At 66.1% G+C, this 15,218-nt stretch carries 11 protein-coding genes and 1 pseudogene; 9 read left to right on the top strand and 3 right to left on the bottom strand.

The genetic code is table 11. The features are described 5' to 3' along the window. Positions 1 to 110 precede the first annotated feature (110 nt). The 6 genes from ACYOEI_RS30215 (at position 111) to ACYOEI_RS30190 (ending at position 8,412) form a co-directional block, all read left to right on the top strand. Positions 111 to 1,994 (top strand): AI-2E family transporter, encoded by a 1,884-nt coding sequence (locus tag ACYOEI_RS30215; RefSeq protein ID WP_462853389.1) that lies wholly within the window; start codon positions 111 to 113, stop codon positions 1,992 to 1,994. Further along, the gene (locus ACYOEI_RS30210) at positions 1,991 to 3,271 is read left to right on the top strand and encodes a PP2C family protein-serine/threonine phosphatase (protein WP_462853388.1); all 1,281 of its coding nucleotides are present in this window, start codon (positions 1,991 to 1,993) and stop codon (positions 3,269 to 3,271) included. Before ACYOEI_RS30215 ends, ACYOEI_RS30210 begins: the two co-directional genes overlap by 4 nt. Continuing rightward, positions 3,268 to 7,128, top strand: a complete 3,861-nt coding sequence (locus ACYOEI_RS30205; RefSeq protein WP_462853387.1) for a PAS domain S-box protein — start codon at positions 3,268 to 3,270, stop codon at positions 7,126 to 7,128. Before ACYOEI_RS30210 ends, ACYOEI_RS30205 begins: the two co-directional genes overlap by 4 nt. Positions 7,129 to 7,198: 70 nt before the next feature. Next, the gene (locus ACYOEI_RS30200) at positions 7,199 to 7,576 is read left to right on the top strand and encodes a response regulator (protein ID WP_462853386.1); all 378 of its coding nucleotides are present in this window, start codon (positions 7,199 to 7,201) and stop codon (positions 7,574 to 7,576) included. Continuing rightward, positions 7,573 to 8,010, top strand: a complete 438-nt coding sequence (locus ACYOEI_RS30195; protein ID WP_462853385.1) for a hypothetical protein — start codon at positions 7,573 to 7,575, stop codon at positions 8,008 to 8,010. The genes ACYOEI_RS30200 and ACYOEI_RS30195 overlap by 4 nt, the downstream gene beginning before the upstream one ends. Before the next feature lie 21 nt (positions 8,011 to 8,031). Next, entirely contained in the window at positions 8,032 to 8,412 is a 381-nt protein-coding gene (locus ACYOEI_RS30190; protein ID WP_462853384.1) for a response regulator, read from the top strand. A gap of 203 nt (positions 8,413 to 8,615) precedes the next feature. On the opposite strand, the gene ACYOEI_RS30185 is transcribed toward ACYOEI_RS30190, so the two are convergent. Further along, positions 8,616 to 10,055: a pentapeptide repeat-containing protein gene (locus ACYOEI_RS30185; RefSeq protein ID WP_462853383.1), complete on the bottom strand. Its 1,440-nt coding sequence runs from the start codon at positions 10,053 to 10,055 to the stop codon at positions 8,616 to 8,618. 440 nt (positions 10,056 to 10,495) lie between these two features. Between ACYOEI_RS30185 and ACYOEI_RS30180 the strand changes: the two genes are divergently transcribed. After that, positions 10,496 to 11,320, top strand: coding sequence for a hypothetical protein (locus tag ACYOEI_RS30180; RefSeq protein ID WP_462853382.1), 825 nt, complete (start codon positions 10,496 to 10,498; stop codon positions 11,318 to 11,320). Positions 11,321 to 11,589: 269 nt separating this feature from the next. Here the strand turns inward: ACYOEI_RS30180 and ACYOEI_RS30175 are convergent, their stop codons facing one another. Continuing rightward, entirely contained in the window at positions 11,590 to 12,378 is a 789-nt protein-coding gene (locus ACYOEI_RS30175) for a VOC family protein (RefSeq protein WP_462853381.1), read from the bottom strand. An 86-nt stretch (positions 12,379 to 12,464) separates the two neighbouring features. Continuing rightward, positions 12,465 to 12,944, bottom strand: coding sequence for a DUF1579 domain-containing protein (locus ACYOEI_RS30170; RefSeq protein WP_462853380.1), 480 nt, complete (start codon positions 12,942 to 12,944; stop codon positions 12,465 to 12,467). A 412-nt stretch (positions 12,945 to 13,356) separates the two neighbouring features. Between ACYOEI_RS30170 and ACYOEI_RS30165 the strand changes: the two are divergent. Together ACYOEI_RS30165 and ACYOEI_RS30160 are read left to right on the top strand one after the other, a co-directional pair. Next, positions 13,357 to 13,788, top strand: a pseudogene (locus ACYOEI_RS30165) (hypothetical protein); the annotation flags it as partial. Next, a complete protein-coding gene (locus ACYOEI_RS30160; RefSeq protein WP_462853379.1) occupies positions 13,769 to 14,542 on the top strand; it encodes a M13-type metalloendopeptidase in 774 nt (257 codons plus the stop codon). The pseudogene ACYOEI_RS30165 and the gene ACYOEI_RS30160, both read left to right, overlap by 20 nt. The last annotated feature ends 676 nt before the right edge of the window (positions 14,543 to 15,218 follow it).

The following is a 15,218-nucleotide window of genomic DNA, read 5'->3' as shown; positions in this document are numbered from 1 at the left end:
CGGGACGGGTTCGGGGGCGGGACGTCAAGATCGGCACCATTATTGCAACTCCTCCGCCAAGCACCGACGACATCCTCCACCCCACACGCCCCCAGCCTGCAGGTACAGCCATGGCTTCGCCCTCCAAAGCCTCTGTGCTCTCCGACCCGTTCAAGCTGACGATGATCATCTTCGCGATCATCGCCTTCATGTACTTCGCGGGCGAAGTGTTGAAGCCGCTCGCGCTCTCGGTGCTCCTGAGCTTCGCGGTCGCGCCGGGGGTGCGATTCCTGGAGAACCGCAAGGTCCCCAGGCCGGCCGCGGTCGTCCTGACGGGAGTCTTGAGCCTCGGGGCGCTCGGCGGGGTCGGGTATGTGGTGGGACAGCAGTTGACGGCCCTGGCGAACCGGCTGCCGGACTACCAGGAGAACATCGAGGCGAAGCTCAAGGGGGTGTTCCGGCCGGGCCAGCAGTCGGCGATCGACCGCCTGTCGGGGCTGGCCGACCGGGTGTCGGCGAAGATCGACAAGCCCCTCCCGACCGAGGAGGGCGAGGTGGACCCGATCCAGAAGGTCGAGGTCGTCTCCTCGCCGTCGTTCCAGGAACGGCTCCGGACCGCGACCGGGCCATACCTCGAGTTCATGGGCGTGGGCAGTTTCGTGATCGTCCTGGTCCTTTTCATCCTCATGGGGCGCGAGGACCTCGGCGACCGGATCACCCACCTGTTCGGCCATCAGCAAGTCAGCCTGACGACCCGGACGATGGAGGAGATCGGGCGCCGGATCACCCGGTATCTCGCGACGTTCACGCTGGTGAACTCGGGCTTCGGCCTTGTGATCGGCGTGGGCCTCGCGGTCATCGGGGTGCCGTACGCGGTGCTCTGGGGCTGCCTCGCGGGCATGATGCGGTTCATCCCGTACGTGGGGCCGGCGGTGGCCTTCGTCCTCCCCCTGGTCTTCTCGTTCGCCCACTTCCCCGGCTGGGCCCAGCCCTTGGAGGTCATCGGGCTCTTCGCCGTGGTTGAAGTGGCCCTGAACAGCTACCTCGAACCGGTGATCTACGGGAAGACGACCGGCGTCTCGGCCCTCGGCCTGCTCGTCGCCGCGATGTTCTGGACCTGGCTCTGGGGGACCCTCGGGCTGCTCCTCTCGACGCCGCTGACGGTCTGCCTGGCGGTGCTGGGAAAATATGTGCCGAGCCTCCAGTTCTTCGCGACGCTCCTGGGCGAAGAGGTGGAGCTCGACCCGGACGTCCGGTTCTACCAGCGACTCGTGGCGCTCGATCGTGATGGCGCGATCGCCTTGATCGAGGAGGCGCTCAAGCAGAAACCACGGGTCGAGGTCTACGACCAGGTGATCATCCCGGCGCTCTCTCGGGCCGAGCGAGACGCGGCCCGCGACGAGCTCGGGGAACAGGAGCAGGCGTTCGTCTGGCGGGTCGTGGAAGAGGTCATCGAGAGCCTCGACGGGGTCGCCGAGATCAGCCTCTCCAATCCGGTCCCGATCGGCGAGACCTCGACAAGCTCTCCGGCGACAAGCCCCGCCAGGCCGCCCGCGACGGTGCTCGGGATCGCGGTCGAAGACACCTCCGACGCCCTCGTCCTGAAGATGCTCGCCCAGCTCGTCGGGCCGAGTCGGTGCGACCTGCAGGTCTTGACCGAGGTCGATTCGCCGCTCGAGGTCGCGACCTGGATCGAGGAGCATTCGCCGAAGCTCGTGGTCCTCTCGCACCTGCCCCCGGAGGGCCTGACCCAGGCGCGTTACCTCGTCCGGCGGCTACGGGCCCAGTTCGAGCGGCTGCCGCTCCTCGTCGGCCGATGGGGCGAGACGGGGGGAGGGGCCGCGGCGGCCGAGCGGCTGGTCAACGTGGGGGCGTCGTCCGTGGCCCTCACGCTCGCCGACGCCCGTGACCGGCTCCTCGCGGAGATCGAGCCGGCCCCCGCAGGCTCGGATTCGCAACCCGAGTTGCCGGTCAAGGCGACCAACCGCGGAAAGACTGAGAAGGTCGCCCGATGAGCGAAGGACCCGGCTCGCTACTCGTCGTCGATGACGACGAGTTGAACCGCGACATGCTCTCGAGGCGCCTCCGCAAGAAGGGGTTCGAGGTCACGGTCGCCGCCGACGGCCAGGAGGCCCTCAACATGGTCGGCGACCGGGCGTTCGACGTCGTGCTGCTCGACGTCATGATGCCAGGCATCGACGGCCTGGGCGTCCTCCAGATCGTCCGCGTGACCCACTCGGCGACAGACCTGCCCGTGATCATGGCGACCGCCAAGGACCGGAGCGAGGACGTCGTCGAGGCGCTCGGGCTCGGGGCGAACGACTACGTGACCAAGCCCCTCGACTTCCCCGTAGTCCTCGCGCGAATCGAGACCCAATTGTCACTCAAGCGGGCGGTCGAGCAGATCAAGGAGTTGGAACGTGACCTGGCCGAGCGCAACCGGGCCCTCGAGGCGGTCAACGGGCGGATGTCGAACGACCTGAGGGCCGCGGCCAGGGTCCAGGCGGCCCTCCTGCCGCATGCGATCCCCCGCCTCCCCGGCGTCTCCTTCGCGTGGGACTTCCGCCCCTGCGACGAATTGGCGGGCGACGGCCTGGGCGTCATCGCGCTCGACGAGAGGCACGTGGGTATGTACGTGCTCGACGTCAGCGGGCACGGCGTGGCCTCGGCGCTTTTGTCGGTGAGCATCACCCGCCTCCTCGCACCGCCGGGGGACCCGGCCTCGATCCTCGTCGGCGACGACGACGACGACGGGCCGGTCGGCCCGGCGGAAGTCGCCGACCGGCTCAACCTCCTCTTCCCCTTCGACGTGTCGACCGAGCAATACTTCACGCTCGCCTACGGCATCCTCGACGTCGAGACCGGCGCGTTCCGATACGTCCTGGCGGGGCACCCGGCCCCTGCCCTCGCGCCGGCGACCGGCGGCCCTCGGTTCCTCGAAGGGCGAGGCTTTCCCGTCGGGCTGGCGGAGGGGGTCTACAAGGAGTTGACGGTCCAACTCGGGCCGGGGGACCGCCTCTTCCTCTACTCCGACGGGGTCCCCGAGGCGATGCGAGTGGGTGGGGAGCAGTACGGTCCAGGACGACTGCTCTCGGCCACCGAGCGCGACCGCGCCTTGCCGCTGGCGGAGGCTGTCGCTGTCCTCCGGACCGACGTCGAACGATGGTGTGACACGGCCGGCGTCCGGGACGATATCTCGATCCTGGCGCTCGAGATGACGGCCGACCCCGGGGCACCGCGCCACGATTGGGGCGAGTCTCGGGCGCAGAACAAGCGAGGACGCGAGGGATGAGCGACGCCGCGGAACGCAGATTGACGGTCGGGTTCGGGATAGCCCTGGTCGTCCTGATCGTCAATGCCTTGGTCTCGACCTGGAACGTCTCGGCGATCGTCACCACAGGCCGGTGGGTCCTGCATACCCGCGAGGTCCTCGCCGAGCTCGACGGCCTCGTCTCGACGCTCCGCGCGGCCGAGTCGGGCCAGAGGGGCTATGTCATCACGGGCCGAGAGGGATACTTGAATCGGTTCGACCAGTACGCCGTGGTGATCGAGAGGGACATCGCGAACCTGGGATTCAAGGTCGCGGACAACCCCGAGCAAGGCGCTGCGATCAATCGACTCGGCCGGGCGGTCGGGGAACGGCTCGATGCCCTCCGGTCGAATGTCTCCCTGCGGCGCGAGCGAGGTTTCGACGCAGCCCAGCAGTCGATCGAAGTGGGCCAGGGCAAGCACCTCATGGACGAGGTCGAGCGACAAGCGGACGAGTTCAGGGGCCGGGAGATGCGGCTCCTCGAACGCCGAACCGCCGATGCGGAGAAGAGCATCCGATGGACGATCGGCACCCTCATCCTCGCCACGGCCCTGGCGCTCGGGCTGCTCGGTGCGACCTTCTATCTGGTCCGCCGCGACAACGCCGAGCGGAAACGGGCGGGCCTGGCCGTGCAACGCTCGGAGGCACGCAAGGCCGCCATCCTCGAGTCGGCGCTCGACGCGATCATCACCATGGATCACGAGGGGGATATCGTCGAGTTCAACCCGGCGGCCGAGCAGATGTTCGGCTATCCGCGTGCTGTCGCGGTCGGCAAGGCGATGGCGACCTTGATCATCCCGCCGTCCTTCCGCGAACAGCATCGCGAGGGACTGAGGCGCTTCGTCGAGACGGGGAAAGGCCCGGTCCTGGGTCGCCGGATCGAGCTCCCCGCCCTGCGGGCCGAGGGCTCGGAGTTCCCCACAGAGATGGCGATCACCCCGATCGCCCTGGACGGGCCGCCGATGTTCACGGCCTATATCCGGGACATCACCTCGCGGAAGCGAGAAGAGGCCGCGGCCAACGAGCGGCAACGCCTGGCGAACCTCGCCGCCGACATCGGGACGGCCCTGAACCAGGGGGACAGTCTGCCCGACATCCTCCGGCGTTGCTGCGAGGCCCTGGTCGGCCACCTCGACGGCGCCTTCGCCCGGATCTGGACCCTCTCCGAGGACGGGTCCGTATTGGAGCTCCAGGCGAGCGAGGGGCTGTACAACCATACCGACGGGCCGCACGGCCGCATCCCGGTCGGCCAATACAAGATCGGGCAGATCGCGCGAGACCGACGGCCCCTGCTCACCAACGAGGTGCTCGGCGACCCGCAGGTGGGCGACCAGGACTGGGCCCGTCGCGAGGGGATGGTCGCCTTCGCGGGCTATCCCCTCTCGGTCGACGGGCGGCTCGTGGGCGTGATGGCGATGTTCGCCCGCCACCCGCTCTCTCAGGCCGCCTTCCAGGCCATGGGCACCGTGGCCGACGGCATCGCCGTCGGCATCGTGCGCAAGACCTCCGAAGCGGCGATCCGCGCCGGCGCCGAGCGGATTCGCCTGCTCCTCGATTCGTCCGGCGAGGGGATCTTCGGCCTGGATCTCGACGGCAAGGTCACCTTCGTCAACCCGGCAGGGATGCAGATGCTCGGCCTCGAGGACACCGACGACGTCCTCGGCGAGAACTTCCACGCGCAATTCCACCACAGCAAGCCCGACGGCTCTCCCAACCCCGAGGCGGGCTGCCGGATCTACCGCGCGCTCCGCGCCGGGGTCGGCACTCACGCCGACGACGAGGTCTTCTGGCGTCGGGACGGGGCGAGCTTCCCGGTCGAGTACCACTCTCGGCCGATCCGCCGCGACGGCGAGACGATCGGGGCCGTCGTCACCTTCACCGACATCACCCGCCGGAGGAAAGCCGAGGAAGCGAAGCGCGAGAGCGAGGAACGGTTCCGGGTCATGGCCGACTCGATCCCGCAACTGACCTGGATGGCCCGACCCGACGGACACATCTTCTGGTACAACAAGCGTTGGTATGATTACACCGGCACCACCTTCGAACAGATGGAGGGCCGGGGCTGGCAGTCCGTGCTCGAACCTGAGTACCTGCCACGCGTGCTCGACTCGTTCAAGGCGTGCATCGCGTCCGGCGAACCCTGGGAGCAGACCTTCCCGCTCCGCAGGAGCGACGGCGAGATGCGCTGGCATCTCTCGAGGGCTGTGCCGATCAAGGACGAGCACGGCTGGGTGCTCCGCTGGTTCGGCAGCAACACCGACGTGACCGAGCAGCGCCGGAACGAAGAAGAGCTTGAGCGTGCCAAGGATTCGGCCGAGGCGGCGAACCTGGCGAAGAGCACGTTCCTCGCCAACATGAGCCACGAACTGCGCACTCCCTTGAACGCCATCATCGGCTACAGCGAGATGATCCAGGAAGAAGCCGAAGAGGAAGGTCGAGAGTCGGAAGTCGCCGACCTGAAGAAGATCCAGGGGGCCGGCAAGCACCTCCTCGGGCTGATCAACGACCTCCTCGACCTCTCGAAGATCGAGGCGGGCAAGATGGACCTCTACCTCGAGACGTTCGACGTCGCGGGGATGGCCCGGGCCGTCGCCGGCACGGTCACGCCGCTCGCCGAGCAGAACGGCGACGTCCTGCACGTCGACTGCGACGAGGGCCTCGGCACGATGCACGCCGACCTCACGAAGGTCCGTCAGGTGCTCCTGAACCTGCTGAGCAACGCGATTAAATTCACGGACCAAGGGACGATCGCATTCCGGGTGGCCCGCGAGCTGTTTGAAGGGGAGGACTGGCTGGTCTTCGAGGTGACCGACCAAGGCATCGGGATGAGCCCGGAGCAGTTGACCAAACTGTTCAAGCCGTTCACCCAGGCCGACGCGTCCACGACCCGGAAGTACGGCGGGACGGGGCTCGGCCTGACGATCACCCGCAGGTTCTGCCAATTGATGGGGGGCGACGTCTCGGTCCGGAGCGAGCTCGGCCGGGGCTCCACGTTCACCGTCCGGCTCCCCGCCCGCATCGCCGACCGGACCCCCGGGCCGGACCCTTCGGCGACGTCGGATTCGACGGCCGGCCTCGATGTGGCGCCGGGCAGCCTGGTCCTCATCATCGACGACGACCTGACGGTCCACGACCTCCTGAGGCGTACCCTGACGAAGGAAGGATTCCAGGTGATCTGCGCCAGCGGCGGCGAAGAAGGACTCAGGCTGGCGAAGGAGATGCGGCCGGACGCCATCACCCTCGACGTGATGATGCCGGGCACGGACGGCTGGGCCGTCCTCTCCGCCCTGAAATCCGACCCCGAGCTGGCCGAGATCCCTGTTGTCATCGTCACCATGGTCGACGACAAGAACCTGGGGTACACCCTCGGGGCGTCCGACTACCTCACGAAGCCGATCGACCGCGAGCGACTCTCGGGCATCTTGAAACGGTATCGCAACCTCTGCCTGGGCGAATGTTCGGCCCTGCTGGTCGAGGACGACCTGCTCTCCAGGCAGATGGTACGCGAGTTGCTAGAGAAAAATGGGTGGACAGTGACCGAGGCGGAGAACGGCCGGGTCGCCCTGGACCGGCTCCGCGAGCGTCGCCCTCACCTGATCCTCCTCGACCTCATGATGCCCGAGATGGACGGGTTCTCCTTCACGGAAGAACTGCGTCGGCATGATGAGTGGAATGAGATCCCGATCCTGGTGCTGACGGCCAAAGACCTGACCGAAGACGATCGAAGGCGGCTCAACGGCGACGTGCTCGGCTACTTGCAGAAGGGCGCGTGCACTCGCGAGGAACTCCTGCGCCGGATCCAGAGCGCAGTCTCGGCCCATCTCGGAGGAAAGGGCTGAGGACGTTGAGGCCGCGGGGACATCCTCCTGTGCGATAGCCTGGCGGGGGCGACCCATGGAGACGATCGAGATGCCCAAGATCCTGTTGGTGGAAGACAACGAATTGAATCGCGACATGCTCTCGAGGCGCCTGGCACGCAAGGGATATAACGTGTTCGTCGCGGTCGATGGGAGGCAAGGTGTCGAGATGGCACACGACACGGCCTTCGACTTGATCCTGATGGACATGAGCCTGCCGGTCCTGGACGGCTGGGAGGCGACACGCGAGCTCCGCGCCGACCCTCGGACCGCCCAGGTCCCGATCATCGCCCTGACGGCCCACGCGATGTCGGGCGACCGCGAAAAAGCCCTCGAGTCGGGCTGCGACGACTACGACATCAAGCCGATCGACCTCCCCCGCCTGCTCGGGAAGATCGAAACCTGGCTCGCCCCCGGCGTCGCCTCATGATGACAGACGAACCGCGAGCCGGGGACATCCCGCAGCACATCGGCGACCTCCGCCACGACCTCCTGACCCCGGTCAACCACATCGTCGGATACGGCGAATTGCTCCTCGAGGAAACCGAGGAGTCGGGCCGGGCGAATCCCTCGGCGGAACTGGCGACGATCCTCAGCCTGGGCAAAGAAATCGCCCGCCTCATCAACGCGACACTCCCCCCCGGCAGTGCGGTCCCGAAGGAGACGGACCTGGCCGCCCTCCGTTCCCGGCTCACCCCCCTCCTGGGCCGGATCGCCGAAGCATGTCAGGCACTGCTGCAAGACAACGCCGACGGCCGGTCGTCCCGGGACCTGGGACGGGTCCGAGACGCCGCAGGACGCCTGGCGGAGATCGTCGACCGTCGGCTCGGCCCGGAATCCAAGCCCGACCGCCCGGCGACGTGACCGAAGAGCTCCGGAGGAGCGATGACGAAGATCCTGCTGGTCGAAGACAACGACGAGAATTGCGAGATGCTCTCCCGGCGACTGACCCGACGAGGCTACGAGGTCATCGTCGCCCGAGACGGCCAGGAAGCGGTCGAGGCGGCCGCCGCCGAGTCGCCGGACCTGATCTTGATGGACATGAACATGCCCATCATCGACGGCTGGGAAGCCACGCGCCGGATCCGCGCCCGTCCCGAGACCCGCGGCGTTCCCATCATCGCCGTGACCGCGCACGGCATGGAGGGGGACCGAGAGAAAATCCTCGAGGCCGGCTGCGGAGACCACCACACCAAGCCCGTCGAGCTCCCACGCCTACTCGCCCAGATCGAGGCCATGCTCAAGAAGGTCACTGGCAACGGCTGAGAGCCTGGACCGAAACCCGCTTTTCTTAAAAAGCGGGTTTCTGACGTACTTGACGTCGGCAACCTTTCCCCGGACGTCATCGCGTATACCCAACAGAGACCCGTCTTTTTAAGAAAAGACGGGTTTGGGGACAAACACTGAGAACTCAAGCCGCCTTCCAAGACCCGGCTCTTGCTTCAAAGCCTGTTTTCTGTCAGGTCCACCTATCGGCGGATGCGGTTCCCAAGCACAAATCCAAGCAATCCCACGAGGGCGACGCTGATAAACACGTGAATACCCACGATCGTCAGCGCGAGGTCATGCGCCGGGAGGAGGCGGATGCCGATACTCCCGGTCGTCATCGCGAGCAAACCGAAGATCGCGAGGTCGACCGGGTGGCGTGTCGTGACTCGCACGACGCCCGCCGGGGCCTCCTGCTCGCGCACGACGCTGTCGGTGAGGCCATAGACGGCGGCGAAGAACAGGTAGAGCGCCAGGAGTGAGGCGAGGACCCTCGGCACGCTCTCTCCATAGTCGCAGAGCCACTCCACGGCCTGGTCGCTCGCATAGACGACGTACGACCGGGCCATCGCCGCCCAACGCCCGGACGCCCGGGCCGCGCGGGCCTGCTGGAGTGCGGCGCGCTTCTGCATTCGGCGACGTCGGCAGTAGGCCCAAACCGCGGCGTCGTGATCTCCCTGTTCGAGGAAGGCCCGCTCGAGTGAGAGGTAGCCGCGACGGGCCTGCTCGTACTCGCCGGCAAGCTCCTCCCCCAGGGCCCCGCCGAGCTGCTCGCGTTCGAACCGGACGTCGTCGAGCCTCGCGCCACCGAGGTGGACGTGGGTGAGGTCGCACTGCGAGAGGTCGACGTCCTGGAGCTTGGCGTCCCGCAAGACAGCCCCTCGCAGGTTCGTGTTCGCGAAGCTCGCCCCTTGCAGGTCGGCCCCCTGGAACCGGGCGTCGCGGAAGTCGGCCCGGTTGAGATTCGCCCCCCGCAAATCCGCACCGGCGAGGTCGGCACCGCGCAGCTTGGCCTCTTCGAGCCGGGCCGATTGCAGGTCCGTCTTGGTCAGGATCGCCCCTTCGAAGTCCACGCCCCAAAGGTCGGCCTTCGCCAGGCTCGCGTCCTCGAGCACCGCGTCCCCGAGCCGGGCGAACCGCATGGTCGCGCCCCCCAGGTCGGCCTCCTCGAGCATTGCTCCGCGCAGGTCGGCCCCCCCGAACGAGGCGCCGGAGAGCTTGGCCCCGGCGAGGTCGGCCCCGCGAAGGTCGGCCTCATTCCACTGCCCCCGCTGGAGCTTGGCCCCTCCGAGGAACGCCCCCTGGAGGTCGGCCTTCGACGCGCTGGCCAGGCGGAGGTCGGCGTTTCTCAAGCTCGCCCCACGGAGATCGGCCCCACGGAGGTCGATCCCCCCCGACTCGGGATCCCGGCGGAACACCACCCCCACGCTCTCCTCCAGTCGGTCGAGGGCCTCCGGGCCGAGGTCGACGTCGTCGAGCATCGCCGAGAGCCCTTCGCTCGCGGGCAAGACCAGTCGTCCGGCCGGATGCGCCTCGATCCTGCGCAAAATGATCTCAGCCCGCTCTTCGGGGCTCGCGGCTGCGAGTTGCTCGTAGACCTCTCGTGGCGGCGACGGGCCGTCTTCGGCGTCGACCTGGCTCATCAATTCTTGAATTCTTATCAAAAGACACGAATCAAACCCAAGCATCATCGTTCGGATTCGCGCGAGCGACGGGTCCCATTTCGTGCAAGTCTCGGGCCGCGAATCGGGACGCCGAGACCGGTTCGGCATCGATGTTGCATTCCACATATTCTGCGAGGATCGACGGGTGATTGCCGGACGGTGATGGACGTCCTCCCGGCGAATTCCCCTGAGAACACCCTGAGGCGAGGCGAGGCGAGGCCGTCCTCGACGGTCAACGCCCCTGGCGACACCGAGAGTCAATTCCGGTCCTATCGAGGACCGTGCGTGAGTGTTTTGGCGCGACGAGCTGGGGTCGGTTGTCGTACGCGGCGGCGAGGGGATGAACTCCCCGGGCCGGGCAAGCGATTTCCGATCGCCGGGATCGCAGAGATTTCCGAACCGAGAGAGGTTGAGATCAAATGGCCGAGACCACTGCTCCGAAAGCCATCGACTTGCTGTCCGTACGCAGTCGAGTGAGTTGGGGGGCGATCGCCGCGGGCGCGATGATAGCCCTGTCAATCTACATCATCTTATCGATGCTGGGCGTCGCGCTCGGGATCGAGGCCGCCGTGAGGGGTGCCGACACGAGGCTCGGCGCCGGGGCCGCGATCTATTCGATCGTGTCGCTGCTCCTGGCGATGTTCTTCGGCGGTTGGGCGACCAGCCGCCTGGCCGTCGGCGAGAGCAAGCTCGAGGCCGTCCTCTATGGCCTGATCCTCTGGGGTGTCCTCTTCCTGGGGATGCTCTGGCTGCTCAGCGCCGGCGTCCGCGCCGGGTTCGGCGGCGTGGTCGGGGCCGCCTCCGGGGCGTACACCGTCACCAGGGACGTCGCAGTCAACGCCGATGACGACTCGACTTCAGCCTCGTCCGGGGTCGTCGACGCCCTCCGACGGCGTTATGACACCGAGCTCGGTAGTGATCGCTTCGTCGACGATCTGAAGAAGGCCGGTCTCACCGACGACCAGGCCAAGAAAGCCCAGGCCGAGGTCAAGACCCAGATCGACCGCCTCCGTCAGGACCCGTCGTCGCTCCCCGAGGTCGCCCGCGACGTTGCCAACCGGCCCGACGTCCGCGAGGCCACCGGCCGCGCCGCCGAAGGGGCCCGCGAAGCCTCATGGTGGGCCCTCATCGGGATGATCGTCTCGGTTGCGACCGTGATCACCGGTTCGCTCGTCGGCTCCGGCGAGCTCCTCCAGCCGGTCCCCATCCTGGGAGTCCGCCGCACGCAACGCGTCGCGAGCTGACCCTCGCCGACGACCCCCCGGCGTGGAAGAGAACGCCGGGGGTCGAAGGTTCTCGTTATGTCGAGGAGCGGGAGTACCCACGCTACCGGACCCGGAAGCGAGGATCTCTTGCCCCCGCGATTGCAGCACGGCAGCCCTCAAACCCGTCCTGGAAGAAGAAACCAGGTCGGCTCACGGAGCGAAGCGGGTGCAGGGAAGGAACCCGCAGATCCAATTCACAAGCCCTTAAAATTAACATCAAATCCCAATTTAAACTTTTTACGAGCCAGTCAATTCGGTTCATGCCTCGGCAAATACTTGATCACGAAGAATTTGACTCCCTGGGGCGACTCGATGCCGGAGAACCGGCCGATGCCCGGGATGTCCATGGGGGGCACGAAGAGCGAGCCGCCGAGGTCCGTCGCCTTCTTGGCGGCGAGGTCCGTGTCGTCGACGGTGAAATAGGTCGACCAGTGCGGCTTGATGTCGCAGGATTCCTTGCCCGGCGGGACGGGCATCAGGCCGGCGATCTGGTTGTCGTCGTTCCGGAAGATCGTGTAGTCCATCCCGGGCATGGGCATCACCTGGGAGGTCCAGCCGAAGAGCGAGGTGTAGAACTCGGTGGCACGCGCGACGTCCGTCGTCATGTTCTCGGTCCAGCTCGGCGCGCCATGCAAGGAGCGTAGAGCGTCGCTGCCCGGCATCGACTTCGCCTGCCAAACGTCGAACGCGGCGCCGTTGGGGTCGAAGCAGACGGCCATGCGGCCGCTGTCGAGGACGTCGAACGGTTCCTTCGCCGAGCCTCCCAGCGCCTTCACCTTCTCCGCCGTGGCGTCGGCGTCGTCGACCTTCACCATCACGCCGATATGAGGAGGCACTCCGGGGGGCGTGTTCGGGCCGTTGAGGTCGAAGAGGCCGCCGATATTATGGCCGGCCACCTGCATACCGTGGCCCATGCCCCCCATCTCGAAGTATCTCCAGCCGAGGATCGCGGCGAAGAACTCCATCGCCTCGGCCGGCTTCGGCGTGAGGATGTTGATCCAGCAGAAATCGCCCGTCTTGCGCAAGGTCGTCGTCATGGGAAATCTCCCCGATCGATCCGGTCCAAGGTCTTTTGAATTGGAGAGCACGGCCGCGGACGACCATCGCCGACGACCCGGCGAAATCAAACCTTCCGGCGATAGTGGGCCGTCATGAAGACCCGCCACTGGCCGTCCTCACCCTGAAGGCTCGAGGTGAGGATCCGACAATTGTCGTCGACGAACTCCATGCAATCCCGATACTTCTGGAGGCCCTTGCCGACGAAGCTTGGCCCCTCGGCGTCGAGCGCGAGCACCTTGCCAGACTCGTCGAGCGAGCCGCTGTAGGTCCACAAGTGCGTCATCATCGACGCGATGAACGTCCCGACGAAGCGCTTCGCATCCGGGTCATACCCGAGCGTCATCACCGTCTCCGCCTTGCTGCCGTCCGGGGCCTCCCCCTCGCCCTCGCCGATCGTCCACAAGCCGCCGAGCGACCGGACGACCTCGGAACCGGCGTTCTTCGCCAACGGCTGGCCGGGCCCCATGCTGTACTCGCCCTCATACGTCCACGCCCCGACCAACCGCTCCAGCCAACGATGTTCTTGCTGCGGCTCGGCATTCATCGCGACGCTCCTTCGCTCGAGTGGGGAGGATGGGGAGGCTCCCTCCGGCCCAACGGAGTGCCCCCCCTCATCCACTCGTCCCGACTCCCCTATTGACCGCCATCAGTTCCCCGAAAATCGACCGGCTGCCCATTCACTCCAGTCCATGAAGTGACCCAGCCCAACGTGGTCGTTTGAACAGTCGCATTCCGACATCGGGGATTGAAACGAGTTATCGACCAAATGTCAACAGACGTACAGTCAATTTGGAGCCGAACCGGAATCCGGCCGCCTGAACCGCCGTGGGCGCTAACCCGGTACAAAACCCCTTCGACTTCGGCAAGAGAGGTTTGCCGACAAGTCGGTACATCGACCGGGCTGGCAAGTGTCGACACGCCCGGGATGCCCTGAACCCTTGCGACGGAGCACGATCATGTGGGATCACCGAACGACATCAGTCACCTCGCTCGTCGCGGTGTTCTTAACGGCCCTGGGTCTTGCGACCATACCCCCCTGGCCTTCGGCGAGCTTGGCCGAGGATGACCTTCCGACGGCGAAGCCAGGTGGAGCCCTGCCCGAGTCGGGTTCCACCGGTAAGGCCATGTTCGGCGCGTGGGGCGTCGAAACGCGACACTTCAGCCGACACGTCCAACTCGGTGATGACTTCTTCACCTACGTCAACGAAGGATGGATCAAGACGACGAAGCTGCCGGCCGATTCCTGGGACTTCGGCGCCTTCAGCGAGCTCAGCAAGACGACCGAACAGGACATCAGAAACATCATCCTCGACGCCTGTCGGTCGAAAGCCCCCGTCGGGGACCCGAAGCAGCAGATTCTCGACCTGCGTGCCGGCTTCATCGACACGGACCGCCTCGAGAAACTCGGGCTCTCTCCGATCCAGGCCGAATTGGACGAGATCCTGGACGCTCCAGCGTTCACGACTCGACGCTTCCGACCGGGGCGAGGTTTGGTATCAGAACCCCCAGACGGTCAACGCAAGCTTCAGCGCTTTGCTCAACGCGATCGAACTCCCCGCCGCCATCCTGCAGCCCCCCTTCTTCGACCCGAACGCCGACCCCGCGGTCAATTTCGGATCGATCGGCGCGATCATCGGCCACGAGATGGGCCACGGCTTCGACGACCAGGGGGCTAACTTCGACGGCTCGGGACGGCTCCGCAACCGGTGGACGAAGGACTCCGCCGCCCACTTCAAACGACACACCGACGCACTCGTGGATCAATACGCCGCCTTCTCGCCGATCGACGGGCTCCACGTGAACGGCAAACAGACATCGGGCGAGAACATCGGCGACCTGACGGGGGTCTCGGTCGCCTATCGCGCCTACCGGCTCTATTTGCGTGACCACCACCAGGGAAAGGCACCGGTGCTCGACGGCACCACCGGCGCCCAGCGATTCTTCCTCTCCTGGGCACAGACCTGGCGTTACATCGCGACCGACAACGCCATGCGTTACCTCCTCAAGAATGGCTATCATTCGCCGGCGCAGTACCGCGTCAACGGCGTCGTGCGGAACCTCGACGCCTGGTACGACGCCTTCAACGTCACCCCTGGCCAGACGCTTTATCTCCCCCCGCAGGACCGCGTGAGGCTCTGGTGACTTGATCGATCGCAATGGGGGATGCGGGACGATCGGATCGTCGAGAAAGCTCATCCACACTCGTGTGATTCCCTGCGGTCGCCTTGCGTCTCCGACAGGTCTTCACGGCCCACACGAAAGCCATGACCGTCCCGGTGAGGAGTGCGACCGGAACCATCAGGACCAGCCAGAAGACCGGGGATGCCTCCGAGAAAGTGCGATCACCGATCTTGACGTACGAATCATGCCAATGGGTATCCTCGGCGATGGACAGGTACGCAACGACACCCGAGGCTGTAATCGCTACGACGGCCATGAAATGCCAGATGCGTAGGCGGGGTAGGCGCATCGATTGGGGATCGGTGTCCTCTCTTATGGCCCGACGCATCCTATCCGAAGCTCGGGCGGATCGCCGACCAATGGCGATCCGGCCAGCAATGTGCCCGCCACTGGCGGGGCCGGTCCCCATCATCGCCAAGGGCTCGAAAGGGCCCTCACGTCAAGCCAACGCACGCAATTATCTCGCTTTCATCATTTTTACATTTTTCGCGATTAATGATCTCCAGCAATTCGTCCGCACATCGATCATGGAGGGAGCAATTGGCCGGCCGGCCGGAGGATGATTGACGGTCGTTCTCCGTCTCGGGAAGATGGGGCGAAAACTCGGACCCTGGCAATAGCCCCGGGTTGGCTCGGC

It is taken from the genome of Singulisphaera rosea (assembly GCF_054877945.1).
This window is presented reverse-complemented; position numbering and strand designations above follow the sequence as displayed.

Bases quoted from the DNA above. Each gene is read 5' to 3' on its own strand.
- ACYOEI_RS30170 (WP_462853380.1), bottom strand. From the start codon at position 12,944: ATGAATGCCGAGCCGCAGCAAGAACATCGTTGGCTGGAGCGGTTGGTC.
- ACYOEI_RS30190 (WP_462853384.1), top strand. From the start codon at position 8,032: ATGACGAAGATCCTGCTGGTCGAAGACAACGACGAGAATTGCGAGATG.
- ACYOEI_RS30175 (WP_462853381.1), bottom strand. From the start codon at position 12,378: ATGACGACGACCTTGCGCAAGACGGGCGATTTCTGCTGGATCAACATC.
- ACYOEI_RS30205 (WP_462853387.1), top strand. From the start codon at position 3,268: ATGAGCGACGCCGCGGAACGCAGATTGACGGTCGGGTTCGGGATAGCC.
- ACYOEI_RS30185 (WP_462853383.1), bottom strand. From the start codon at position 10,055: ATGAGCCAGGTCGACGCCGAAGACGGCCCGTCGCCGCCACGAGAGGTC.
- ACYOEI_RS30215 (WP_462853389.1), top strand. From the start codon at position 111: ATGGCTTCGCCCTCCAAAGCCTCTGTGCTCTCCGACCCGTTCAAGCTG.
- ACYOEI_RS30200 (WP_462853386.1), top strand. From the start codon at position 7,199: ATGCCCAAGATCCTGTTGGTGGAAGACAACGAATTGAATCGCGACATG.
- ACYOEI_RS30210 (WP_462853388.1), top strand. From the start codon at position 1,991: ATGAGCGAAGGACCCGGCTCGCTACTCGTCGTCGATGACGACGAGTTG.
- ACYOEI_RS30180 (WP_462853382.1), top strand. From the start codon at position 10,496: ATGGCCGAGACCACTGCTCCGAAAGCCATCGACTTGCTGTCCGTACGC.
- ACYOEI_RS30195 (WP_462853385.1), top strand. From the start codon at position 7,573: ATGATGACAGACGAACCGCGAGCCGGGGACATCCCGCAGCACATCGGC.